The organism is Mesorhizobium sp. 1M-11 (assembly GCF_001303895.1).
GTDB lineage: Bacteria > Pseudomonadota > Alphaproteobacteria > Rhizobiales > Rhizobiaceae > Mesorhizobium.
The window spans coordinates 446,894-471,668 of sequence record NZ_LJSD01000001.1 but is presented as its reverse complement, the minus strand read 5'-3'; the positions used below and the strand labels follow the sequence as shown (position 1 = coordinate 471,668).

General features: G+C 62.4%; 24 protein-coding genes. 18 read left to right on the top strand and 6 right to left on the bottom strand.

Features of this window, described 5'->3' with window-relative positions; genetic code table 11:
- The first annotated feature begins 64 nt into the window (after positions 1–64).
- From AO692_RS02130 to AO692_RS02120, 3 genes are read left to right on the top strand one after another with little or no spacing between them, the layout of a single operon-like run.
- Positions 65–919 (top strand): branched-chain amino acid ABC transporter permease, encoded by an 855-nt coding sequence (locus AO692_RS02130; protein WP_054308361.1) that lies wholly within the window; start codon positions 65–67, stop codon positions 917–919.
- Positions 912–2,639 carry an ATP-binding cassette domain-containing protein gene (locus AO692_RS02125; RefSeq protein WP_054308360.1) on the top strand — a complete coding sequence of 576 codons (1,728 nt, stop codon included), beginning with the start codon at positions 912–914 and terminating at the stop codon, positions 2,637–2,639. Before AO692_RS02130 ends, AO692_RS02125 begins: the two co-directional genes overlap by 8 nt.
- On the top strand, positions 2,636–3,325 hold the full coding sequence (locus AO692_RS02120; RefSeq protein WP_054308359.1) for an ATP-binding cassette domain-containing protein: 690 nt from the start codon (positions 2,636–2,638) through the stop codon (positions 3,323–3,325). Before AO692_RS02125 ends, AO692_RS02120 begins: the two co-directional genes overlap by 4 nt.
- Before the next feature lie 44 nt (positions 3,326–3,369).
- Here AO692_RS02120 and AO692_RS02115 read toward each other — a convergent pair whose 3' ends face one another.
- Genes AO692_RS02115 through pcaD form a run of 5 tightly spaced genes read right to left on the bottom strand, consistent with a single transcriptional unit; the run spans position 3,370 to position 7,059 of the window.
- The gene (locus AO692_RS02115; protein WP_054308358.1) at positions 3,370–4,428 is read right to left on the bottom strand and encodes a 3-carboxy-cis,cis-muconate cycloisomerase; all 1,059 of its coding nucleotides are present in this window, start codon (positions 4,426–4,428) and stop codon (positions 3,370–3,372) included.
- Between the two features lie 5 nt (positions 4,429–4,433).
- Complete coding sequence (gene pcaG / locus AO692_RS02110) at positions 4,434–5,051, bottom strand: protocatechuate 3,4-dioxygenase subunit alpha (RefSeq protein ID WP_054308357.1); 618 nt, start codon at positions 5,049–5,051, stop codon at positions 4,434–4,436.
- 58 nt (positions 5,052–5,109) lie between these two features.
- Positions 5,110–5,850, bottom strand: a complete 741-nt coding sequence (gene pcaH, locus AO692_RS02105) for a protocatechuate 3,4-dioxygenase subunit beta (RefSeq protein WP_054308356.1) — start codon at positions 5,848–5,850, stop codon at positions 5,110–5,112.
- On the bottom strand, positions 5,847–6,257 hold the full coding sequence (pcaC, locus tag AO692_RS02100; RefSeq protein ID WP_054308355.1) for a 4-carboxymuconolactone decarboxylase: 411 nt from the start codon (positions 6,255–6,257) through the stop codon (positions 5,847–5,849). Before pcaC ends, pcaH begins: the two co-directional genes overlap by 4 nt.
- A 1-nt stretch (position 6,258) precedes the next feature.
- On the bottom strand, positions 6,259–7,059 hold the full coding sequence (pcaD, locus tag AO692_RS02095; RefSeq protein WP_054308354.1) for a 3-oxoadipate enol-lactonase: 801 nt from the start codon (positions 7,057–7,059) through the stop codon (positions 6,259–6,261).
- A gap of 89 nt (positions 7,060–7,148) precedes the next feature.
- Between pcaD and pcaQ the strand changes: the two genes are divergently transcribed.
- Together pcaQ and AO692_RS02085 are read left to right on the top strand one after the other, a co-directional pair.
- Complete coding sequence (pcaQ, locus tag AO692_RS02090; RefSeq protein WP_054308458.1) at positions 7,149–8,069, top strand: pca operon transcription factor PcaQ; 921 nt, start codon at positions 7,149–7,151, stop codon at positions 8,067–8,069.
- A gap of 11 nt (positions 8,070–8,080) precedes the next feature.
- Positions 8,081–8,827: a LysE family translocator gene (locus tag AO692_RS02085; protein WP_348271438.1), complete on the top strand. Its 747-nt coding sequence runs from the start codon at positions 8,081–8,083 to the stop codon at positions 8,825–8,827.
- Between the two features lie 13 nt (positions 8,828–8,840).
- Here the strand turns inward: AO692_RS02085 and pobA are convergent, their stop codons facing one another.
- Positions 8,841–10,010 (bottom strand): 4-hydroxybenzoate 3-monooxygenase, encoded by a 1,170-nt coding sequence (gene pobA, locus AO692_RS02080; protein WP_054308352.1) that lies wholly within the window; start codon positions 10,008–10,010, stop codon positions 8,841–8,843.
- A 567-nt stretch (positions 10,011–10,577) separates the two neighbouring features.
- On the opposite strand from pobA, the gene AO692_RS02075 reads away from it, so the two are divergent.
- The 13 genes from AO692_RS02075 (at position 10,578) to AO692_RS02015 (ending at position 24,755) form a co-directional block, all read left to right on the top strand.
- Entirely contained in the window at positions 10,578–11,462 is an 885-nt protein-coding gene (locus AO692_RS02075) for an AraC family transcriptional regulator (protein ID WP_054308351.1), read from the top strand.
- A 263-nt stretch (positions 11,463–11,725) separates the two neighbouring features.
- On the top strand, positions 11,726–12,787 hold the full coding sequence (locus AO692_RS02070; protein ID WP_054308350.1) for a sugar ABC transporter substrate-binding protein: 1,062 nt from the start codon (positions 11,726–11,728) through the stop codon (positions 12,785–12,787).
- Positions 12,788–12,873: 86 nt separating this feature from the next.
- On the top strand, positions 12,874–13,695 hold the full coding sequence (locus AO692_RS02065; RefSeq protein WP_054308349.1) for an ATP-binding cassette domain-containing protein: 822 nt from the start codon (positions 12,874–12,876) through the stop codon (positions 13,693–13,695).
- Positions 13,692–14,951, top strand: coding sequence for an ABC transporter permease (locus tag AO692_RS02060; protein WP_054308348.1), 1,260 nt, complete (start codon positions 13,692–13,694; stop codon positions 14,949–14,951). Before AO692_RS02065 ends, AO692_RS02060 begins: the two co-directional genes overlap by 4 nt.
- Before the next feature lie 132 nt (positions 14,952–15,083).
- On the top strand, positions 15,084–15,812 hold the full coding sequence (locus AO692_RS02055; protein WP_054308347.1) for an SDR family oxidoreductase: 729 nt from the start codon (positions 15,084–15,086) through the stop codon (positions 15,810–15,812).
- Between the two features lie 55 nt (positions 15,813–15,867).
- The gene (locus tag AO692_RS02050) at positions 15,868–17,478 is read left to right on the top strand and encodes an FGGY-family carbohydrate kinase (protein ID WP_054308346.1); all 1,611 of its coding nucleotides are present in this window, start codon (positions 15,868–15,870) and stop codon (positions 17,476–17,478) included.
- 165 nt (positions 17,479–17,643) lie between these two features.
- Complete coding sequence (locus AO692_RS02045) at positions 17,644–18,426, top strand: SapC family protein (RefSeq protein WP_152979668.1); 783 nt, start codon at positions 17,644–17,646, stop codon at positions 18,424–18,426.
- A 468-nt stretch (positions 18,427–18,894) separates the two neighbouring features.
- A complete protein-coding gene (locus AO692_RS02040; protein WP_082407169.1) occupies positions 18,895–20,610 on the top strand; it encodes an ABC transporter substrate-binding protein in 1,716 nt (571 codons plus the stop codon).
- A 30-nt stretch (positions 20,611–20,640) separates the two neighbouring features.
- Entirely contained in the window at positions 20,641–21,624 is a 984-nt protein-coding gene (locus tag AO692_RS02035; protein WP_054308345.1) for an ABC transporter permease, read from the top strand.
- A complete protein-coding gene (locus AO692_RS02030; RefSeq protein ID WP_054308344.1) occupies positions 21,621–22,523 on the top strand; it encodes an ABC transporter permease in 903 nt (300 codons plus the stop codon). The genes AO692_RS02035 and AO692_RS02030 overlap by 4 nt, the downstream gene beginning before the upstream one ends.
- The gene (locus AO692_RS02025; protein ID WP_054308343.1) at positions 22,520–23,323 is read left to right on the top strand and encodes an ABC transporter ATP-binding protein; all 804 of its coding nucleotides are present in this window, start codon (positions 22,520–22,522) and stop codon (positions 23,321–23,323) included. Before AO692_RS02030 ends, AO692_RS02025 begins: the two co-directional genes overlap by 4 nt.
- On the top strand, positions 23,320–24,258 hold the full coding sequence (locus AO692_RS02020; RefSeq protein ID WP_054308342.1) for an ABC transporter ATP-binding protein: 939 nt from the start codon (positions 23,320–23,322) through the stop codon (positions 24,256–24,258). Before AO692_RS02025 ends, AO692_RS02020 begins: the two co-directional genes overlap by 4 nt.
- Positions 24,259–24,269: 11 nt before the next feature.
- Entirely contained in the window at positions 24,270–24,755 is a 486-nt protein-coding gene (locus AO692_RS02015) for a GNAT family N-acetyltransferase (RefSeq protein WP_054308341.1), read from the top strand.
- Positions 24,756–24,775: the final 20 nt, after the last annotated feature.

Here is a 24,775-nt window from a genome sequence, read left to right as displayed (position 1 = left end):
AAAAACAAAGAGTTAGAGTGTTTCCGCGTTTCTGTGAAAACGGAAACGCTCTAGGGGAGAGGTCGTGGATCCGCTGATCATCACGCAGATATTGAACATCCTTTTCGGCGTGACGACGCTGGCGATGATCGCGCTGGGGCTGGCGATCACCTTCGGCATGCTCGGCGTGCTGAATCTGGCACATGGCGAATTCGTCATGATGGGCGCGTTCTGCGCCCTTGTGGTGGACCGAGCCGGTGCGCCTTTCCTGCTGGCGGTGCCGCTGGCTCTGCTCGTCTGCGGTGGCGTGGGGCTGGTGGTCGAGTTGCTTTTGATCCGCCCGCTCTATCGCCGTCCTTTCGATACGCTGGTGGCGACGTGGGGGTTGAGCCTGCTCCTGCGCAAGCTGGCGGAAGCCGGGTTCGGACTCGGTTTTAACAGCGTCGCGGTGCCGCTTGCCGGTACGACGACGCTGTTCGGTACCGATTATCCCACCTATCGGCTGGTGCTGATCGTCATCTGCATCGCGATCATCGCCGCTCTGTTTGCCTGGTATGGAACCAGCCGGGCCGGACTCAAGATCAAGGCTATGGTCGGCAATCCGGACCTTGCGCGTGCACTGGGCATGCCGGTCAAGCGGCTTGCCACCACCACCTTCGTTGTCGGCTCCTGCCTTGCCGGCCTGGCCGGCGTCATGGTGGCGCCGCTGGTGCCGGTGCATCCCTATCTCGGGCTGGACTACGTCATCAAATCATTCTTCGTGCTGGTTGTCGGCGGCCTGGGCAGCGTGCTGGGCGTGGTTGCTGGCACCGGCGTCATCGGCGGCCTGGACAGCGTGATGTCGGCGCTGTTCGGCAGCACGCAGGCCTATTTCACCGTTCTGGTGGTGGCGATCCTGTTCCTCTGGCTGAAGCCGCGCGGGTTGTTCGCGCATGGCTAATCTCGGCACGCTTGTAGCCCTGCTTGTCCTGCCGTTCGCGGTGGGCGACTACTGGACCTATCAGCTCGGCCTCTACTACCTTTACGCGATGGTCGCCGTCGGGCTGGGGCTGTGCTGGGGACAGGCAGGCTTCCTGCCGCTCGGACAGGCCATGTTCTTCGGCATTTCGGCCTATCTCTCAGCGATCCTGCTGAAGGCGATGCCGGGCAGTTACCTGATCTATCTGCTCCTGCCTCTCGCGGCTCTTGCAAGTGGCGTTCTGGCGTTGCTGATCGGGCTGATGGTGTTTCGTCGCGATGGCGGCAGCGGGCCATTCTTCTCGTTGATCACGCTGGCGCTTTCCATGCTGGCATTCCAGATTGCCAGCAACTGGAATTCGGTGACGGGAGGCTTCAACGGTCTCGCCGGTATTCCGAGCCTTCCGGGCATCGACGATTTCCGTGCCAATTATTACCTCGCCGCGGTGGCGCTCGTCGTCGTGTTGACGCTTGCGACCTGGCTTTATCGCGCGCCGCTCGGCGTGCTGTGGCGGGCGATCGCACAGAACGAGCGCCGTGTCGCTTTGTTCGGTTTCAATCCGCATCGCTACAAGGCGATCGCCTTTGCTGTATCCGGCTTTTTTGCAGGCCTTGCCGGCGCGCTTTACGCGCCGCAGCAAGGCCTGGTTTCGCCCCAGGTCGTCGGCTTCGCTTTCTCCGCTGAACTCCTGGTCTGGACGGCGGTCGGCGGGCGTGGCCGGCTTTACGGGCCTGTGCTGGGCACCTTGCTGGTCGGGTCGATGACGGGGGAAATGCGGGACGGCGTTCCCTATTGGGAGGTCATCATGGCCGGCTTCTTCATGCTGGTCGTGCTTGTCTTCCCGCAAGGCGTGATCGGGCTGTTCACGCCGGTGACGGACCGCCTGCGCCGCAGCTTCGACAGAGCACGCCAAAGGGCGAGGATCGAGGCCCCAGCGCGGGCTGAGGTTGCAGCACAGGAGCCTTTGACGATCGAAGCGGCACGGGTCAGCGCCAGCGGCATCAACATCCTGAACGATTTGACTGTCGCGTTTCCGCCGAAGGGCGTGGCCTGTGTCATCGGCCCCAACGGTGCGGGCAAGACCTCCACTTTCAACCTGATCACCGGCGAATTGCCGGCTAGCGCCGGCAGTGTGAAGGTGGGCGCGCTCGACATCACCAATCAGGCACCCTACCAGGTGGCGCGGCTGGGTTTCGGCCGCAAGTTGCAGGCGCCGAGCGTGTTTCCCGAGTTGTCGATCGGCGACAATCTTGCCATCGCGCTGTGGAGCAACGGGGCGCGGCCACTCGATCTTTTAAGGCTCTCGCTAAGGCGCTGGTCGAGCCCGATCATAGCCGAGCTTGCCATGCGCTATGCCTTCCTTGGCAAGGAAGAGTCGCCGGCTAGTGACCTTTCGCATGGGGAGCGCCAGATCCTCGAGCTTGCAATGGCGCTTGCCGTGCAGCCGCGTATCCTTTTGCTGGATGAGCCCTGCGCCGGCCTTTCGGCCGACGAGACCTCTCGTGCTGTCGATGTCATCCGCTGGGCGGCGGAGCGGCTCGGCAACGCAGTCATCATCATCGAGCATGACATGGCGCTGGTGCGCAGGATCGCTGATCGCGTGATGGTGCTCCACAATGGCGCGTTGCTGGCCGAGGGGAGTGTCGCCGACATCCAAGCCAATCCGGCCGTGCAGGCCGTCTACGTCGGAGGTCAGAAATGATCCCGATCAGCTTCAGCAACGTCTCGGGCGGCTACGGTTCCTTGAATGTCGTGCAGGAGCTTAGCGGCGAGGTCGCCGCCGGCCAGGTCCTGTGCATCGTTGGCCGCAATGGCGTCGGCAAGTCGACACTGCTCAAACTCTTGCTCGGCTATCTGCCGTGCCGGTCAGGGGTGGTGACGATCTGCGGCCGCAAGGCGGGCTCGATGGCGCCGGAAACACGCAGAGGGCTTGGGGTCAGCTACTGTCCGCAGGAACGACCAGTGTTCGACGATCTCAGCGTCGCGGACAATCTGGCTGTGATGGTTCAGGATGGCCGGTTGGCTGGCTATCGGCACTTCTTCGATCTTTTCCCGGTTCTGGAGAGGCGGCTGGCGCAACGGGCTGGAACGCTGTCAGGTGGCGAGAAGAAGCTGTTGTCCTTCACGCGCGGGCTGGCGGAAGACCAGCCCGCCGTTGTGCTCGACGAGCCGACCGAAGGCGTGCAGTGGGAAAATATCCAGCGCATGGCCGACATCATCAATGACAGGAAAGCGGGCGGCACGGCCTTCATCGTGGTCGAGCAGAACCTATCCTTCGCCGAACTGATCGCTGACCACTACCTGATCATGGATCATGGCCGGTGCGTGCTCACCGGTCCGCATACCGGGATCGGACGCGCCGACATCGTGAAGCACCTCACGGTCTGAACGCTGTCAAAACGAATTCGGCCGTATTGGGAGGGCTTGTCTAGTTAATCCTTGTTGCCGAGCCGTCGAATGTTGGCAACGAGCTCGACGGCAAGCCTTGTGGCGGTCGCTGTGGCGATGATCATCTGCGGCAGGATCATCCATTCCAGCGTCCATGCGGCTCCGGACCGCTCCTGTTCGTGCACCAGCGCGCCATGCATGCCGGCCAACTGCGCGGCGTTGAAGCGGGCCAGCGTGACCAGCACTTCGGCCGCAACCGGGTTCTGCTTGTGCGGCATCGCCGAAGAGCCGCCGCCACCAGTGAGTTCGATCGCGTCGCCCGCCAGCGCCATCAGGGCGATGTCCTGCCCGAATTTGCCGAGGCCTCCCGAGATCAACGACAGGACGGAAGCCAGGTCGGCGATGCGGTCGCGCTGGCTGTGCCATTGTGGCTGATCGGCCAGTCCGAGTTCGCTAGCGAGCGCAGTGCGCACCTCGTTCGCCTTGCCGCCAAGCTTGTCGAGTGTTCCTGCCGCACCGCCAAACTGCAGCGTCAGCCCGTCCACCATCCATGTGCGCAGCCGCTCCAGATTGCGTTGAGACGGTCCATGCCAGCCCTCGATGCGGTCGCTTGCCTTGATCGGGATTGCAGGTTGCATGCGCGTTGCGGCCATCAGGGCACGCTCACCGTCGCGTTTTTCAAGGTTGCCGAGCGCGCGCAGGAAGACGGCGAGCCGCTGCTCGACGATGGCAAGCACCGGTTTCAGACGCAGCATCAGGCCGCTATCGATGACATCCTGGCTGGTTGCGCCGAAATGGACATGAGACGCTGTTTTGCCGCCAACTGCTTCGCGCAACTGCCGTACCAGCTCCGGCACAGCAACGCCGTCCACCGAGACCGCGATGCGCAGACGCTCGATGTCGGGCCCGAAGGCGGAGATGGCGTTAGTGATGGCAGCCGCTGCCTCTTTGGGTATCAACGCGGCCTTTGCCTGGGCGGATGCCAGCGCGGCTTCGAAAGCAAGCATCGCCTTCATTTCCGCCTCGACGGAAAAATAGCGGGCGACCTCTTCGTCGCCCAGAAGGCCGCCAAGGACAGGATGATCGAAGGGGCAAACGCTCATCGGGCTCAGATATCCAGGAAGACGGTTTCCCGCTCGCCCTGCAGATGAATGTCAAACCGGTAGCTGTCGTTGCCATCGGCCTGCGCGATCAGCGTTGCCACCCGGTCGCGATGCTCGATACGCAGAAGCAGAGGATCTTCGGTATTCGCTTGCGCTTCCTCGGGGAAATACATGCGCGTGTGCAGGCCAAGATTGATGCCGCGCGCCACGATCCAGAAGGTGATGTGTGGCGCCATCAACCGCCCGTCCTTGAATGGTACGCGGCCAGGCTTGATGGTGTGGAAGACGAATTCGCCGTCGTCTCCATCGCACGCGCAACGTCCCCAGCCGGTAAAATCGGGATCGGCCCGCCCGCGCTGTTCGCCTGGGCTGTTGTAGAGGCCGTTTGCATCCGCTTGCCAAATCTCGACCAGGCCGTCGCGCAACGATGCGCCACCGCCATCGACAACGCGGCCACGGATGGTGATCCGCGTGCCCCTGGTGCGGTCGTTCACCATCGCCGAGCCGAGGTCGGCCGGATAGACACCCGTGATGCCTGAGGCATTCGGCGTCAGCCCGATATGCACATACGGGCCTGCGGTCTGCGAAGCGGTCTCCTTCAGATAGGTGAGATCCTGCGTCATTGCAGTCGCGAGCTCTTTGCCGTTTCAGGTGCCATTTCGATCTTCATGGGTTTACGACCTAGTTGCCGTCCAGGCGGTTTTCAAACAGCGTCGAGCGTCTGCCGCGCAGGACGATGTCGAACTTGTATGCGCGCGCGTCCATGGGAATGGTATTGGCCATATCGAGCGGCGCGATCAGCAATTCCACGGCGCGCCGGTCGGGAATGGTGCGCACGATCGGGCAACGCCAGATCAGTGGATCACCCTCGAAATACATCTGTGTGATCAGCCGCTGGCTGAAGCCATGGCCGAATACCGAAAAATGGATATGCGCGGGGCGCCAGTCGTTGGGGCCATTCGGCCAGGGGTAGGGGCCGGGCTTCACCGTGCGGAAACGGTAGCTGCCGTTCTCGTCGGTGATGCAACGGCCGCAGCCGCCGAAATTGGAATCGAGCGCCGCGAGATAGCCTTCCTTCTTGTGGCGATAGCGACCACCGGCATTGGCCTGCCACACTTCGATCAGCGCCCCCGGCACAGCGCGCCCGCTTTCGTCCAGGACACGGCCGTGCACGATGATGCGCTCGCCGATCGCCGATTCGCCGGGGCGGGCGAAATTGTGGATGAGGTCGTTGTCCAGTTCACCGAGGATCGCGTGGCCGAAGACCGGGCCGGTGATTTCGGACAGCGTGCCGTCCAGCGCCAGAAGCGCCCGTCGCGGCGAGCGCAGTACCGAGGTCTTGTAGTCCGGCGTGTAGGCCGGCGGGTGCCAGGTGCGGTCGCGCGTGAAGAAGGCGCCGGTGTCGGGCTTGCGGTCCGTCATGGTGAGGCCTCCCTTTCGCCGTCGAGCGCATCGTACACCTGCTTCGCGATGCGGATCGCGCGGTTGGCCGCCGGTACGCCGGCATAGATCGCGACATGCAGCATGGCCTCGGTGATGTCCTCGCGCGTTGCCCCGGTGTTGGCGGTGGCGCGCACATGCATGGCCACTTCCTCGTCATGCCCGAGGGCCGCGAGCAGCGCGATGGTGACGATGGAGCGCTCGCGCGTCGTCCAGGCGGGGCGCGCCCACACCGTGCCCCAGGCCGCTTCGGTGATCAGTTCCTGGAAGGGCCGGTCGAAATCGGTGGTGGCAAGTTCCGCCTTGTCGACATGGGCATCACCCAGCACCGCGCGACGGGTTTTTATCCCCTGCCGATAGCGCCCCGACATCGTTTCGCCATTGGCCATGTCAGCTTCCCAAAGATTGCGAGCGGATGAAGGCACTGACCAGCGCGGTGAAGATTTCGGGCTGCTCGACGCAAGGGATGTGGCCCGCACCTTCGATGACTTCATAACGCGCGCCGGGCACGAGATCGGCGAGGGATCGAACGAGTGCCGGCGGCGTCGAGCCGTCCCGATCGCCAACGATGCAGAGGGCAGGTACTGACACTCCCTGAGCGGTTTCCGTCAAATCGGCACTGGCAAGAGCGTTGCAGGCCGCGACATAACCGGCGACCGGCTGGCGGATCAGCATGTTGCGATAGCCGGCGAGTTCGTCGGCGCGTCCGGTATGAAAGGCCGGCGTGAACCACTTTTCCATCACACCGTCGGCAAAAGCGGCGATGCCTTTGGTTTCAGCAATCTCGATGCGCTCTTTCCACGATTGCGCGGTGCCGATCTTGTGGGCGGTGTCGCTCAAGATCATGGCCTGCACGAGATCCGGGCGGGTGGCGTAGAGCTGAAGCGCGATGAGGCCGCCGATCGAAAGCCCGCAGATGACGGCACGCTTGATGGCGAGATGCTCGAGCAGGGTAGCAAGGTCCGCGGCATAGGTGGCGATGCCTTGCCGGGCATCGCCGAGATCCGAAAGGCCGTGACCGCGCTTGTCGTAGACCAGCGTGGCGCACTCGCCTGCCAGACGAGCCACCGTCTCGTCCCAGATGCGGAAATCGGTGCCGAGCGAATTGATGAAAACGACGACGGGGCCGTCGGACGGTGCGCCCGTCAGGCGGTGGTGCAGGACGATATCGTTGATCCGTGTCAGTCGCATGCACGCCTCCTCTTCTGTTGTTGCCCTTTCGTTTGGTTAAGTAAAATAATAAATTGCGCCAGTCTGTTAACTCGCAGGTTATGGGCGACATGATCGATCAGCGCATCAAATTCCGACATCTGCAGACATTCGTCGAGGTCTCGCGCCAGAAAAGCGTGATGAAAGCGGCCGAAATGCTGCATGTCAGTCAGCCGGCGGTGACCAAGACCATTCGCGAACTGGAGGACGCGCTCGGCGTGCGCGTGCTGGAGCGCGACGGTCGCGGCATCCGCGTCACGCGGCTCGGGGAAGTGTTCCTGCGCCACGCAGGTGCCGCGATCTCCGCGCTGCGGCAGGGCGTGGATTCCATCGCCGCGGATCGGTTGGGGCATGGTGAGCCGGTCCGGATCGGAGCGTTGCCGACGGTCTCCACGCGCATCATGCCGCGCGCCATGGCGCTGTTCCTCAGTGAGAACACAAGCAGCCGCGTCAAGATCGTCACCGGCGAGAACGCTGTGCTGCTCGGCCAGTTGCGCATCGGCGATCTCGATATCGTCGTCGGACGGTTGGCGGCGCCTGAGCAGATGACCGGTCTTTCGTTCGAACATCTCTACTCGGAAGAGGTGCGTTTCGTGGTGCGCGCCGGCCATCCGCTCCTGGCCCGCGGTGCCTTCGATTTCGCCGATCTCACCCGTTACGTCGCGCTGATGCCGACACGCACGTCGATCATCCGGCCCTTTGTCGAGCGGCTGCTGATCGCTCATGGCGTGCCGAACTGGCCGACCCAGATCGAAACTGTATCGCATGCCTTCGGCCGCGCGTTCGTGCGTTCGAACGACGCTGTCTGGGTGATCTCCGAAGGCGTGGTGGCTGCCGACATCGAGGATGGCGTGCTGGCCGCGCTACCGATCGACACCAGCGAAACCATGGGACCGGTCGGTCTCACCATCCGAGCCGATCAGCAACCGACGCTGGGGCTGGGCCTGCTGATGCAGACGCTGCGCGAGGTGGCCGCGGAGTTGCCGCGATAGAAGCAAGCACGGTGCCGGTCGTTCAAACGACAGGCGTCCAAGTCTATTTTTCCTCAAGCAATCTGGTGCATTCCAATGCCCTTGGTGTACGAATTTGCGTGCTCGAACCCTTTGCGGTGTGTGATTTCGTAGTGGAACTGTCTCAGATCTTACCACCGATGACGGCGCCATTCCTGGTCATGGCGTTGCTGGTTGAACTGACCCCAGGGCCCAACATGACCTATCTTGCCCTGGTGTCGGCCGCGGATGGAAGGAAGGCCGGCATAGCGATTCTGTCGGGTATCGCGCTTGGTTTGGCGATCATCGGCTTGGTGGCGGCCCTGGGAGTGGCCGAACTCATCCACGCGTCAAAGGTGCTCTACGAGGTGCTGCGGTGGTCGGGCGTCATTTTCATGCTCTACCTGGCATGGGAAGGATGGACCAAGGGCACGGACATCGTTTCAAACGTGGCGGTCGATCGAGGCCGTTATTTCAAACGGGGCCTGATCACCAATCTGCTCAATCCCAAAGCGGGCGTATTTTACGTTTCCGTTCTGCCAACCTTTATCGACCCGGCGCTCGATCCCGTATGGCAGGCGCTGATGTTGACGGTGATGTATGTGGTCGTTGCGACGCTGGTCCATCTGGTGATTGTCGGGTTGGCTGGTACGCTTGAACCAGCTCTGAATGATCCGAGCAAGGAAAAGCCCGTCAGGAAGATCTTGTCTCTGCTGCTGGCGGCGGTTGCACTCTGGTTCGCCTGGTCAACCGCGCGCTGAACGCGGCCGCCGCTCAAAAAGCCAATCCGACATAGTTCTCGGCAAGCGCCGTCGCTGCCGCTTGCGAATGTGTCAGATAGTCGAGCTCCGCGTCCTGGATCCTGCGCTCGAAATCGCTGCTGTCGGGGAAGCGGTGGAGCAGGGTGGTCATCCACCATGAAAAGCGTACCGCCTTCCACACCCTGGCCAACGCACGTTCGGAATAGGCGTCGATGCCGGCCGACGATTTTTCGAGGAAGAAGTCGCGCAGGCCCTCGAACAGATAATGCACGTCGCTGGCGGCAAGGTTCAACCCCTTGGCGCCTGTTGGCGGCACGATATGAGCGGCGTCGCCGACGAGGAAGAGGCGGCCGAAGCGTAGCGGTTCCGCTACGAAGGACCGCAGCGGCGCGATCGATTTCTCGAACGAGGGTCCCGTGGTCACCGCCTCGGCATGATGGCGGGGCAACCGGTTGCGCAGCTCATCCCAGAAGCGATCGTCGCTCCAGGCTTCCGCCTGTTCTTCGGCGGGCACCTGCACGTAGTAGCGCGAGCGTGTCATCGAGCGCATCGAGCAGAGCGCGAAACCGCGTTCATGCCTGGCATAGACCAGCTCGTCGCTGACAGGCGGTACTTCGGCCAGAACGCCCAGCCAGCCGAAGGGATAGGCACGTTCGAAGGTTCGTATCGCGCCGGCCGGAACACAACGACGGCTGACACCGTGGAAGCCGTCGCAGCCGGCGATGATGTCGCAATCGATCCGTCCGGTAACGCCGTGCTTTCTATAGGTCACGAAAGGGTTGTCGGTATCAAAACCCTGCAAGGTGACATCTTCAACCTCGTAGAGGGTCGACGTGCCTGCGGCTTCGCGTACGGCCATCAGGTCGCGTGTCATTTCGGTCTGACCATAGACGGTGACATGTTTGCCGGTGAGACCGGCAAGATCGATGCGATGGTCGCGTCCATCGAAAGCGATGGAAAAGCCGTCATGCACCAGGCCTTCATTCGCCAGGCGGGCGTCCGCACCGGCTTTACCCATGAGATCAACCGTGCCCTGTTCCAGCACGCCGGCGCGGACGCGGCCGAGGATGTAGTCCTTGCCGACACGGTCGAGGATGACGTTGTCGATGCCGGCTCCGGTCAGGAGCTGGCCAAGCAGCAGGCCCGAAGGGCCGGAACCGACAATGACGACCTGTGTTCGCATTCGGTGTCCAGGTTGGTGGTGGGGCAGGGTGGTGTCCAGACCCTGATCCTGACCAGAAGGGGCACCATCGCCCAACCGCACGGTTCGGTAAAATGATATCTGAGGCCGATCGCATATATGGATCGTTATGAATGGGGCTGATGCTGGGGCGTAAGCCGTCCCCAAAGGGTGATCGGACCCATCACGGCCCAGAGCAACCGTGTTGCCCGAGTCCGCCATGGGCCGCCTTTGCGATGAGCCCGACCGATTTCGGGGCTATGCGACTCGACGTTTCGAGGCGAAACGTTTCGTTTCGCCAATCACAGCTGCCGCCTGCATTGGTAAATCAATGCTTAACCAATGGTGGCAAAACCAGTGCGAACTGGCGGCGTCGGGTGCATATTTTAGCGACACCTGCATATCTTTACCGATCAAGGTCAAAAAAGTATCATTGCAACTGTCCAAACGTGGTGGCGTCGTTACGGCGTGGGGATTAGCGTTTGTTTCGAAGGTCAGAGCTGGAGCACATCCAGCCGATTGGGAAAGGGTCGCGGCGGCTAGATCGTCTTGCGCCCGGAGGAAACAAACATGGGTCCGGACCTGGAAGTCGTCCAGATTCGACAAGGCGAGTCATTCAAGGCCTGGTCGCACGGCTATCCGTTCCACACGGTGCGCTGGCATTTCCATCCCGAATATGAGCTCCATCTCGTGGTCGCCACGGCCGGTCGTTATTTCGTCGGCGATTTCATCGGCGAGTTCGAACCCGGCAATCTGGTGCTGACCGGTCCCAATCTGCCTCACAACTGGGTGAGCGATATCCCCGAGGGATCGACCATTCCGCTGCGCTGCCGCATCCTGCAGTTCAATGAAAGCTTCATCGGCGACACCATGCGTGTGTTGCCGGAACTCGCAGCGCTTGCGCCGGTGCTGGAGCATGCGCGGCGTGGTGTGCTGTTTTCAGCCGAGACCAGCCGGCAGATCGCTCCGGTGATGGAGGAATTGATGAAGGCGCAGGGTGTGCGCCGCATCGAACTGTTCATGGCGGTCGCCGGCCTGCTCAGCCGCGGTCACGGTGCACGCATGCTGGCCAGCCCAAACTACTTACCGGATCCGTCCGGCTATATGTCGGCCGGCATCAACAAGGCGCTCAACTATCTGCGCGAGAACCTGACCAATCCGTTCACGGAAGCCGATCTGGCGGGCATTGCCGGGCAGTCGACCTCCGCTTTTTCGCGCGCCTTCCGCCGCCATACAGGCATGACGCTGGTGCAGTATGTGAAGCGGCTACGCATCAATCTCGCCTGCCAGATACTGACCAGCGACGAAGAGGCGCCGATCACCGACATCTGCTTCGAGGTCGGCTTCAACAACCTGTCGAATTTCAACCGCCAGTTCCTGGCCGAAAAGGGCATGACGCCGTCGCGCTTCCGACGGTTGACGATCGACCATATCAACGCGGCGAAAGCCGCCTGAATCAACGCGGCAATAGCCGCCTGTCAACGCGGCTGAGGCCGCCCAGCATGGAGGACCAGGGAGGAACACCGTCAGAAGAATCAACAACGTGAGCGGTCGCATGCCGCTCGCGATGGGAAAGCTTTGTCCCGAGGCCGCCTCCGGCGCTGCGGAATGGCATGAAGCCACTACGCAAGCCGGCCGGATAGCCGACGGATTCGCACTGCCTGGGAGGGCAGCTCTTCAGATCACCCATTGTCATATCGTCCAAGGGAGAAGATGCAATGAAACATTCATGGAAAACGGCGGGCCTCGCGATGCTGGCCCTCTCTCTCGCCGGCGGCTCGGCACTTGCCCAGAGCGCCGATGGCGCCACCGTGGCCTTCCTGATGCCGGACCAGGCCTCGACCCGCTATGAAGAGCATGACTATCCGGGCTTCAAGGCCGAGATGGAAAAGCTCTGTGCCTCCTGCAAGGTGCTCTATCAGAACGCCGATGCCGATGCCGCACGCCAGCAACAGCAGTTCAACTCGATGATCTCGCAGGGCGCCAAGGTCATCGTCATCGATCCGGTCGATTCCATCGCCGCCACCTCGCTGGTCAAACAGGCGCAGGCACAGGGCGTGAAGGTTATCGCCTATGACCGGCCGATCCCCGAAGCCAAGGCCGACTTTTATGTATCCTTCGACAATGAGGCCATCGGCAAGTCGATCGCCGACTCGCTGGTCAAGCATCTGAAAGACAAGGGCGTGAAGGCCGGCGAAGGCACCGGCGTGCTGCAGATCAACGGCTCGCCGACGGATGCGGCTGCCGGGTTGATCAAAAAAGGCATTCATGCCGGCCTCGACAATAGCGGCTATCCGATCCTGGCAGAATACGACACGCCGGAATGGGCACCGCCGAAGGCGCAGCAGTGGGCTGCGGGCCAGATCACGCGCTTCGACAAGAATATCCTCGGCGTGGTCGCTGCCAATGACGGTACCGCTGGCGGCGCGATCGCAGCCTTCAAAGCTGGCGGCTTCGACCCGGTTCCGCCGATCACCGGCAACGATGCCACGCTGGCCGGGTTGCAACTGATCATTGCAGGCGACCAGTACAACACGATCAACAAACCGAGCGAGATCGTCGCGGCGGCCGCGGCCAATGTCACGGTCCAATTCCTCAAGGGTGAGACGCCAAAGGCTGAAACCACGCTGTTCGACACGCCGTCACAGCTCTTCGTGCCTGTGGTCGTCACCCAGGAGAACCTGAAGGCGGAGATCATCGACAAGAAGATCGCAACACCCGAACAGCTCTGCACCGGCCGTTATGCCGAAGGCTGCAAGAAGCTCGGCATCACCCAGTAACCAAGTCGTGGTGTGCCGCTCCGCCGTTTCAGGCGGAGCGGCACTACCCCATCTCGGGTGTGGAAACTCTTGGAAAGGCTTGCATCATGACGGGAACATCACAGGAGCCGGCCTCGGCACGTGAGCTTGTGCTCAGCCTGCGCGGCATCTCCAAGCAATTCGGCGCAGTCTCGGCGCTGACCGACATCGACCTCGACGTCCATGCCGGCGAAGTCGTCGCCCTTGTCGGTGATAACGGCGCGGGCAAATCGACGCTGGTCAAGGTCCTTGCCGGCGTGCATCAGCCGACATCGGGAACCATTACCTTCAAGGGCGAGCCCGTCGTTCTGTCCGATCCGGCGACAGCGCTCAATCTCGGCATCGCCACCGTCTTTCAGGATCTCGCATTGTGCGAGAACCTCGACGTGGTCGCCAACATCTTTCTCGGCAAGGAACTCAGCCCGCTGCGGCTGGACGAAGTGTCGATGGAGATCAAGGCCTGGAAGCTGCTCAACGAACTCTCGGCGCGCATTCCGAGTGTGCGCGAACCGATCGCCTCGCTGTCCGGCGGTCAGCGCCAGACGGTTGCGATCTCACGCTCGCTGCTGCTCGACCCGAAGCTGATCATGCTCGACGAGCCGACGGCCGCCCTCGGCGTTGCTCAGACGGCGGAGGTGCTTGACCTGATCGAACGCGTCCGCGATCGCGGCCTCGGCGTGATCATGATCAGCCACAACATGGAAGACGTCCGCGCCGTTGCCGACCGCATCGTCGTGCTGAGGCTCGGCAAGAACAACGGCATCTTCCTTCCCGATGCATCCAACCAGGAACTGGTCAGCGCAATCACCGGCGCGGAGAACAACTCGGTTTCCCGCCGCGCAAGCCGCCGTCAGGCACAAAGCGCGCATGCTCAGGAGAGCCAGCCATGACCGACAAAGCCACGCAAAGCGCGCCGCAGGCGCAGCTTATCGACCGCGCCGATGTGCGTGTGAAACATGCTGAAGGCTTAAGTGGTGCCGTCGGCGCTTTTTTCGACCGCGTGCGGTCGGGCGATCTCGGCTCACTGCCCGTCATTGTCGGGCTCGCCATTATCTGGACGGTTTTCCAGAGCCTCAACCCAGTGTTCCTCTCGGCGAATAATCTGGTCAACCTGCTGTTCGATTGCTCGACGGTCGGCGTCATCGCGCTCGGCATCGTCTGTATCCTGATGCTGGGTGAGATCGACCTGTCCGTCGGTTCCGTCAGCGGCTTCGCTTCGGCACTGGTCGGCGTGCTGTGGGTCAACCAGGGCTGGCCGGTCGGTTTCGCCATCGTCACCGCCATGGCGGCGGGCGCAGTCATCGGCTTGATCTATGCGTTGCTGCTCAACCGGTTCGGCATGCCGAGCTTCGTCTCGACGCTGGCCGGCCTGCTCGCCGTGCTTGGCCTGCAGCTCTACCTGCTGGGTTCGACCGGTTCGATCAACCTGCCATACGAGTCGGCATTGGTGAATTTCGGGCAGCTGATGGTTATGCCCGACTGGGTCTCCTACGGGCTGGCAGCGATTGCCGGGATCGGCGTCTTCTGGACAGGTTATCGCGAGGCTGTGCGGCGGCGTGCAGCGGGCCTTTCGGCGCAGTCGACGGCAAGCCTGGTGGCGCGCGCCGTCGCCATCGTCGTCGTGCTGGAAGCCATCGTCTTCTACCTCAACAGCTCACGCGGCATCCCATGGATGTTCGGCCTGTTCGTCGGCCTGGTCGTGGCGATGAACTACGCGCTCAAACGCACCAAATGGGGCCGTTCGATGCATGCCGTTGGTGGTAACCGCGAGGCCGCCCGGCGCGCCGGTATCAATGTGCGCTATATCTACACCACCGCCTTCATGCTGTGCTCGACGCTGGCAGCCACCGGCGGCATCCTGGCCGCGGCGCGCCTTGCGTCGTCCAGCCAGCAGGCCGGCACAGGTGACGTCAACCTCAACGCCATCGCTGCGGCGGTAATCGGTGGCACCAGCCTGTTCGGCGGGCGCGGCAGCGCCTATTCGGCGCTGCTGGGCATCATCGTCATCCAGTCGATCGCCAGCGGGCTGACGCTGCTCGATCTGTCGTCGTCGCTTCGCTACATGATCACCGGCGCCGTTCTGGCGATCGCCGTGATCGTCGACTCGCTGGCGCGCAGATCGCGTGTGTCGCACGGCCGCGCCTGATCCTAGAGCGTTTCCGTTTTTCACGGAAACGCTCTAGTTTTGTTTTTACGCAATTCCGGGCGGAAAACCGCTACGCACCTTTCCTGGAATTGCTTTAGCTCCCAAGCAAACCTAACAGAACAAGAGGCTGAAATGGCTCAGGACCTTACCGGAAAAGTCGCGGCGATCACCGGCGCCGCATCGGGCATCGGCCTGGAATGCGCCAGGCATCTGGTGGCGGCCGGCGTGCGGGTCGCGCTCGTCGACCGCGCCGAGGATGCGCTGAGGCAAGTCAGCGAGGAACTTGGGGCCCAGGCGTTCCCCGTGGTGGTCGACCTCATGAACCCGAAGAGCGTGGCGGGCATGATGCCGCAGATCCTGGAGAAGGCCGGCCAGCTCGACATCTTCCATGCCAATGCCGGTTCTTATGTCGGCGGCGAGGTGGTTGACGGGGATCCCGACGCCTGGGACCGCATGCTGAACCTCAACATCAACGCGGCGTTCCGGTCCATCCACGCGGTGCTGCCGCATATGGTCGAGCGCAAGACCGGGGACATCGTCGTGACCAGCTCGATCGCTGGCCTGGTACCTGTGGTGTGGGAGCCGATCTACACCGCCTCCAAGCATGCCATCCAGGCCTTTGTCCACACATTGCGCCGCCAGGTGGCCAAGCATGGCCTGCGCGTCGGGGCGGTGGCGCCCGGCCCGGTGGTTACGGCGCTTATCAGCGACTGGCCGAAGCAGAAGCTGGAGGATGAACTGGCGGCCGGCGGACTGATGCAGCCCGTAGAGGTGGCCGAAGCGGTGATGTTCATGCTGACCAGGCCGCGCAACATCACTATCCGCGACCTGGTGATCCTGCCGCAGAGCAACGACCTCTGATCCCGAACGCCATCGGCGGCGTTCTTTCCTTTCTCTCGTTATCGCGGGTGCTCGCATGACTTCGGCAAAACATTTTATCGGCATCGATGTCGGCACCGGCAGCGCGCGTGCCGGCGTGTTCGACGCGAGCGGAGCGATGCTCGCGTCAGCCAAGCGCGACATTGCGCTGTTTCGCGAAGCAGGCGACATCGTCGAGCAATCGAGCAACGACATCTGGCAGGCGGTTGCGGCGAGTGTGCGCGAAGCCATCGCCAAATCAGGCGTGCCGGCGCCGTCGATTGCCGGTATCGGCTACGACGCCACCTGTTCGCTGGTGGTTCTGGGCGAGGGTGGTCAACCGCTTGGCGTCGGGCCAACCGGCGAGGTCGAGCGCAACATCATCGTATGGATGGATCACCGCGCCACCGAGCAGGCCGCGCGCATCAATCGCACTGGCGAGATGGTGCTCAATTATGTCGGCGGTGCGATTTCGCCCGAGATGGAAACGCCGAAACTGTTGTGGCTCGCCGAGCACAAGCCCGAGACCTTTGCGAATGCCTGGCAGTTCATGGACCTGACCGATTTCCTGACCTGGAAGTCGACCGGCAGCCTTGCCCGCTCGGTCTGCACCGTCACTTGCAAGTGGACCTATCTGGCGCATGAGCAGCGCTGGGACGAGCGCTATTTCCGGGCGGTCGGACTTGGCGCGCTGGCCGACGAGCAGTTCCGCCGCATCGGTACGGAAGTCGTGCCGGCCGGCACGGCGCTGGGCAGGGGCCTCACAGCCGAGGCCGCGCATGACATGGGGCTCGTGGAAGGCACGCCGGTGGCAGCTGGTCTGATCGACGCTCATGCCGGTGGCATCGGCACTGTGGGCGCACGGGGCGTCGCCGGCAGCGTACTGTCGCGCATGGCCTATGTATTCGGTACCTCGGCCTGCACCATGTCGACCACCGTCGACCCGGCATTCGTCGATGGTGTGTGGGGACCGTATTTCTCGGCCATGGTGCCCGGGCAGTGGCTGAATGAAGGCGGCCAGTCTGCCGCGGGAGCCGCAATCGATCATCTGGTGCGCATGCACCCGGCTTCAGCCGAGGCGGAAGCGCAAGCCAATACGGCTGGGATGAGCCTCAGCCAATGGCTGGCGGCGGAGGCCGGCAAGCGCGGCGGAGCCTCCAGTGCGCCTGAACTCATCGGCAAGCTGCATGTCGTGCCGGAATTCCTAGGCAACCGCGCGCCGTTCGCCGATCCCGAGGCACTCGGGGTGATCGCCGGCATCGGCATGGACACCAGCCTCGATGGACTGGTTGGCCTTTATCTCGCTGGCATCTGCGGTCTCGGTTACGGGGCGCGCCAGATCGTCGGCGTTCTGGCCGAGAAGGGTGTTGTGACCGACACCATCGTGGTGAGTGGCGGTGCTGGCCAGAGCCCATTGGTACGCCAGCTTCTGGCAGATACGACGGGGCTGGCCGTTGCCGCCTCGACTTCGCCGGAACCGGTTCTGCTCGGTTCCGCCATCCTGGGCGCCGTCGCAGCGGATCATTTCCAGGACATGGCGGCCGCCATGTCCGCGATGTCGGAGCTCGGTGAAACCTGCCAGCCAAATGCTGCCCATACCGGCTGGCACGCGAAACGGTTCCAGGCGTTCGAACTGCTGCAGAAGGCGGGCAGGGCGGTGCGAGAATAGTCTGCGCCGAGGGTCTGCGCTCTGACCATTCTTGGGTCTGTTCCTGTCCAGCCATCATGCGGCGGATGGACTTTTTCCCGGCCGATGGCGTAAGACGCTGCCGGATTGGAACGCGTCGTGAAGGCTGGACAGCCATCGATCTGCGCCGGCTTGAGGGGATATGGCATGATTGCTGAGAATGGTGTGGCAACAGCTCCAGCCGCGGATGCGCTGCCGCTTTTCTATTCGAAGCCGGAGGCGATGAACCCGGACCGCCACGGTTCGCTCGGCCTCGCTGCGCGGGCTGATTTTTCGTTTACGCGCGCCGCGCATGCACTGCCCGTGGTGACGGGGGAGATGCCGGCCGCCATGCGCTCCTATCCGATCGTCTTTGTCGGGCCGGCTAACCAGCCAGTCGTCATCACCGGCCTCAGGCAAGGTGAGAATCTGTTCGTCGACAAGGACGGCCAGTGGGCAAAGCCGCATTACATTCCCGCTTATGCGCGACGCTATCCCTTCATCCTCGCCGACGATGGCGGGCAGGGCAGCGGACGGCTGGCGCTGTGCGTGGACCGAGCCAGCGACCGGGTGGTCGAGCAGGCGGCGGCGCGCGGCGACAAGGTTGCGCCTTTCTTCGCCGGCACCGAAGCGACGGAGGTGACCAGGCAGGCGCTCGCCTTCTGCAACCAATACCAGATGGACTTTGCTGCCACTCGCACAATGGTCGACAAGATCGCCGCGCACGGGCTGTTCGTCGAGCGTCGCAGCACGGTGACGCTGGAGAATGGCGAGGTTCTGAACCTGACCGACTTCAAGATCGTCGATGAGGATGCCTTCAACAAGCTGGGCGACGAGGCCTTCCTCGATTTGAGGAAATCCGGTGCGTTGACGCTGGTCTATTGTCATCTCGCCTCGACCAACAGCTGGAGTTCGGTGATCCACCAGGCTGCGTTGCACAAGCTCGGTTGAGGTTTACGGAGGCGACTGTTCGATCCTCTGCGGGAACGCTCTAAGCGCTCTTTCGAAAAAAGCGGCCCGGGCCGGTCCTAGGCAAAAGCGGGCGGGCAAAATCCACGTGCTTCGTGCAATCCGCAATCTATGCGTGTGGAATAATTCGCGCCTGAGTGGCGGGCGCGATCGGGCTTGATACTGGCTGAGGAAGATTCTCCACCTGCCGCATGATTGTGAGGCAATCCTCAAACCGCCCAATTTAAGCCATTCTGCATGTTGGGATTTTCGGTCTGACTGCCTTAATTCCGGGCGGCATTGGGCGCGCCCACATTTCCCGCAAACCCTTATGTTAAAACGATTTTTTCGCAGATGGGACGTTTTCACGGTTGACGAGGAGTGGCTTCACTCATAACCATAAATCAAATTGATTTATCTTATCCGCCAGCAAGAGCGGAAGGGTCAATTCCAACCAGGGGAACTGAAACCATGCGTGCCAAAAGTACGAATCCGTCTTCTTTGCGCCGAGCTGTATCGTTCCGGCGTCTGTTCGCCGGCGCCGCTTTCGCAGCACTCTCCACGGCAGCCGGGCTGACCGTTCAAACAACCTCCGCCTCGGCCGAAGCCGTGCTCTCCATGCATATCGAGGAGCAGACCAGCTGGGTGCAGAATTTCAATCCCTTCGATCTCGGCGGCCGCCGCCAGAGCACGATGGATTTCATCTACGAGCCGCTGGTCATCTTCAATGACTATGACGGCGGCAAGCCGATCTGGCGTCTCGCCACGGCCTACAAGTTTTCCGATGATCTGAAATCGATCACCTACACGCTGCGCGACGGCGTCAAATGGTCCGACGGCAAGCCGCTGACCTCGGCGGACATGAAGTTCACGCTGGAAATGATGTTGAAGAATCCAGCGGTCGACACCGTCGGCGTCGGCGAAACCGTCGCTTCCGTCGAGACGCCGTCGCCGACGGAGGTCAAGATCAATCTCAAGGCCGTCGACACGCATTTCCCGGAAACATTGGCCGATTTCCCGATGGTGCCCGAGCACATCTGGAAGGACGTGAAGGATCCGCTTGCCTTCAAGAACGAGAAGCCGGTCGGTTCGGGGCCGATGACCGAGGTCCGCCGCTTCACGCCGCAAGTCTATGAGCAGTGCCGCAACCCGAACTACTGGGACGCCGCCAACCTCAAGGTGGACTGCCTGAAGCTGCCGCAGATTTCCGGTAACGACCAGATGCTGGCGCTGCTGCCTGAAGGATCGATGGACTGGATCGGATCGTTCATTCCGCAGATCGACAAGACCTACGTCGCACTTGACCCGAAGAACAACGGCTACTGGCAGCCGCCCGCCGAGACGGTCGCCTTCCAGATGAATTTCAAGACGAAGAACGCGGGCAATGCCGAGGCCTTCGCTGACATCAACTTCCGCCATGCCTTCTCGCTGGCGATGGACCGTACCGCGATGGTCGACATTGCCGGCTTCGGTTATCCGGTGGTGAACCTGCATGCGTCCGGCCTGCCGCCACGTTTCGAATCCTGGCGCAACAAGGCGGCTGAAGGCAATCATGACGTGTGGATGGCCTACGACATCGACAAGGCCAACAAGGTGCTCGACGATGCCGGCTACAAGAAAGGTGCCGATGGCTTCCGCACCACGCCGAAAGGGCAGCCGATTGCCTTCTCCATCGCTGTGCCGAATGGCTGGACGGACTGGATCGATGCCGTGCAGATCGGCGTTGAGGGACTGCGCAAGATCGGTGTGAACGCCTCGGTGGCGACGCCGGAATATGAGCAATGGCAAAAGCAGATCCTGGACGGCACGCTGGATGCGGTCATGAATTCCCGCGCCGATGGTCCGACGCCCTTCCGCGGCTACTATCAGTCATTGTCGACGCCATTCGCAGGCCGCATCACATCAGCACCGTCGCGTTATTCCAATCCTGAACTGGACAAGGTCTTCGACGCCTACCGCAAGGCGACGACGGAGGAAGAGCGCCACAAGCTGTTCGACGAGGTACAGTCGATCGTCGCCAAGGAGTTCCCCGTAGTGCCGGTGTTCAACGGGCCGACCTGGTTCCAGTACTCGACCAAGCGCTTCACCGGCTGGGTGACCAAGGACGAACCGGTGATGAACCCGGAAGACCACGACAACAACCGCCTGCGGCTTGTGCATCTGCTGCGGCTGAAGCCAGTGCAATAACCGGGAGGGATCGGCGACGGGATAGCGGCGATGCGGATACCTCTTCGACGGCTTGGGGTCTATCTGGCCGCTTTCCTGTTTGCCATCGTGGTCAACTTCACGCTTCCCCGGCTGATGCCGGGGAGCCCGGTCGACAGCATGATCGCCCAGCTCGGGCCACGGGCAACGCCAGCAGCGATCGAAGCGATCAAAGCGCGCTTCGGCGCTGTCGAGCAGCCAATATGGCTGCAGTTCATCGACTATCTGAAGGGCTTGGCCACCTTCGATCTCGGTGTGTCGGTCAAATACTATCCGCAGACCGTCACCGAAGTACTGGCCCGTTCAGCCGGCTGGACTGCTTTCCTGGTGGTTACGGCTGTCATTTTCTCCCTCTGCGTCGGCGTCTCCCTTGGCGCAGTGGCAGCCTGGCGGCGAGGCGGACGCTTCGATGCGTTCGTCTCGCCCTTTTCGGTCGTGCTGATCGCGGTCCCGCCGGTTATCATCGCGCTCGCCACGCTGTTCGCCTTCGGCGTGACGCTACGGTGGTTCCCGGTGGGCTACGCTTATGACCCCAGCCTTGACCCAGGCATCAACTTCACCTTCTTCGGATCCGTGTTCTGGCACGCCATCATGCCTGTGCTGACGCTTTCGCCTTATATGATCGGCGAATTCCAGACGACGATGCGCTCCTCGATGATCTCCGTTCTGGGGGAGGACTACGTCACCATGGGGCGCGCCAAGGGTCTCGGTGACCGTGCGGTGATGTTCAGCTATGCGGCGCGCAACGCCATGTTGCCGGTCATGACCAATCTGGCGCTCATGTTGGGCGCAGTGTTCGGCGGTTCGATCGTCACCGAGATCGTCTTCAACTATCCGGGCCTGGGCCTGACCCTGTTCACGGCGAGCGTGGCGCGCGATTATCCGGTGATCCAGGGCCAGCTGCTGCTGATGACGATGGCCACGCTGGGCGCCAATCTGCTGGTTGACATCCTCTATGGCGTGGTCGACCCCAGGGTGCAGGAGGGGCGGACATGAGCTCGGGTCTCAGGCTGTTCCTGCGTCAGAAGAAGGCTGTGGCCGGCTTCATCATCATCGCAGCGCTCTGCCTGACGGCTTTGCTGGCACCGGTTCTGGCGCCTGGCGATCCCGCGCAGCGCGTCGGCCGTTCGCATCAACCGCCTACCGCCGAACATGTGTTCGGCACGACCAAGATGGGACGTGACGTCTATTCACAGTTCGTCTGGGGCGCGCGGCCGTCACTGGCGGTCGGCTTCGCCACTGGGCTGGCAATCACTGCGCTGGGGACCGCGATCGGTTTGATTGCCGGCTATTTCGGCGGCCGCACCGACGCGGTGCTGGATCTGACCACCAATGCGGTGCTGGTCATTCCAAACATTCCGCTGCTTATCCTGCTCGCGTCATTCGCCGGCACCGTCGGGCCAATGGCGATCATGGCCATCATCGCGCTCACGTCCTGGCCGTGGGGCGCACGGATGACGCGGGCGCAAACCCTGTCGCTGAAAAGTCGCGAGTTCGTCGTCGCCGCGCGCATGGTCGGCGAACCCTGGTGGCGTATTGTCTTCGTCGAAATCCTGCCCAATCTTGTGCCGCTGATCGGCATCAACCTGGTCGGCTCGATCATCTATGCGATCGTGGCGCAGACGACATTGGAATATCTCGGTTTCGGTGATCCGTTGAACGTGACGTGGGGCACCATGCTCTACAATGCGCAGAACTCCTCGGCGATCATCGTCGGTGCGTGGTGGGATATCGGTGCGCCTGCCATCGGCATTGCGATCGTCGGGCTGGGACTGGCCTTGTTGAATTTCACCTTTGACGAGATCGCCAATCCGCAGCTCCGCTCCGGCCCCGCGCTCAGCCGCTGGCTGCGGCTCAACCGACTTCGCGCCCGTGAACTGAGGGCTGCACCATGAACGTGCCACTGCTCCAGATCCGCAACCTTGACGTTGACTACCTGACGGACGGTGGCGCGTTCCGCGCCGTGAAGAACGTGTCCTTCGACATCGGTCGCGGCGAACTGTTCGGGCTCGCCGGTGAATCCGGCTGCGGCAAGAGCACCATCGCCTATGCAATCACGCGCCTGTCAAAGCCGCCGGCTTGGGTGGCGGGCGGCCAGATACTGCTCGACGATCAGGATCTGTTGAAACTGCCGGAAGCCGCGCTGCAGAAGGTGCGCTGGCGGCGTATCGGCATGGTCTTCCAGAGCGCGATGAATTCGCTCAATCCACTGATGCGGGTGGTGGCGCAGTTCCACGACGTGCTGGCCCGCCATACCGGGGCGACCAAGGCGCAGTCGCGCGCTCGCGCCGAGGAGATGTTCAAGCTGGTCGGCATTCCGACATCAAGGCTGGACGACTATCCCTATCAATTCTCCGGCGGCATGCGGCAGCGTATCGTGATTGCCATCTGCCTTGCCCTGCAGCCGGAGCTGATCATCATGGACGAGCCGACGACGGCGCTCGACGTGGTGGTGCAGCGCGAGATCCTGGAGCAGGTCATCGACCTGCAGCGCAGTCACGGTTTCTCGGTTCTGTTCATCACCCACGACCTGCATTTGATGGCGCAGCTTTGCCATCGCGTCGGCGTCATGCTGAAGGGCGAACTGGTCGAGGTCGGCGATGTTCGGCAGGTCAGCCGTGCACCGGCACACGAATATACACGCAGGCTTTGGGGGTCGATCCCGCAGTTGCCAGGTCACGGAGCGGCGGCATGAACGCGCAGCCGAGCCTTACCGTCGATGGTGCCGAGGCACTGGGCGAATCCGTGGTGCGGCTCGACCGCATCCAGCGCAGTTTTGGTGCTGTTCGGGCATTGCGCGGCATTTCACTGGCGCTGAAGCCCGGCCGGGCGCTTGCGCTGGTCGGCGAGTCCGGTTGCGGCAAGACCACATGCGCGCGCATCATTGCCCGCATGGACGAACCGACGGCCGGCAAGATGTATTTCCGCGGCCGTGACATCACGCATCCCGGCGAGAAGGCGGCAGAGGCGGCCTACAGGCGCGCTATGCAGATGGTGTTCCAGGACCCGTTCGCTTCGCTCAATCCTGTCTTTTCGATCCAGCACCACCTGGCGCGACCGCTGAAATTGCACGGGCATGCCAGGAACAAGGCGGAGGAAGTGCAAGGCGTAGCCGATCTGCTTACCTCGGTGGGGCTCGATCCGGCAGTGACGGCCGCCAAGTTTCCGCATGAGCTTTCCGGCGGCCAACGCCAACGCGTCAACATTGCGCGCGCTCTCGCGGTGCGGCCGGACGTGCTGGTGGCAGACGAACCGACCTCGATGCTCGACGTGTCGATCCGGTTGGGCATCCTGGAACTGCTGTCGCGCATCAAGCGCGAAAGACAACTTGCGCTGCTCTACATCACCCATGACATTGCGACAGCGGCACATGTCGCGGAGGAAGTGATCGTCATGTTCGCCGGCCAGATGGTGGAGTGGGGCGATACCAGGACAGTGATCCGGAACGCCAGGCATCCTTATACCAAGTTGCTGCTCTCAGCAGTACCGGATCCGGACAGGCCTTTCGTGCCGGGCGACAGCGCGCGTTTTCTCAGACATGCGGAAGAAGTCCGCCGTATCAGCCGGCCGGCTTCCGATACCATCGAGCAGGTCGGTCCCACCCATTTCATTCGCGCACTCGGCGCGTGAGGCAGAACAGTATGGACTATCTGGTCAATCTTTCCCTCTTGAAACCGGACCCGGCGCTGGATGAGCGCATGCACAAGGCAAGGGTCACCATCCGCCGGGCCTTGGCGCCGGAGCTTGAACTGGTCACCACATGGGTACGCAAGACCTTCGGCGTCGGCTGGTCGAGTGAGACGGCCGTTGCCATCATGCGCCAGCCGCCAACCTGCTTTCTCGCGACACGTGATGAAAAGCTGATCGGCTTTTCATGTCATGAATCGATCGCGCGCGGGTTTTTCGGCCCGACCGGTGTCGACAAGGCGGCGAGAGGGGGCGGCATCGGACATGCGTTGCTGCTTGCCTCGCTGCTTGATCTCAAAACGATGGGCTATGGCTACGCCATCATCGGCGATGTCGGCCCTTCGGAATTCTACGAGCGCACGGTGGGCGCCACGATGATCCCCAACTCCGAACCGGGCATCTACGCCGGACTGTTGAAGTCGCCACCGTCTCATGAATAATGCGCCGGCTTGCCGATGTG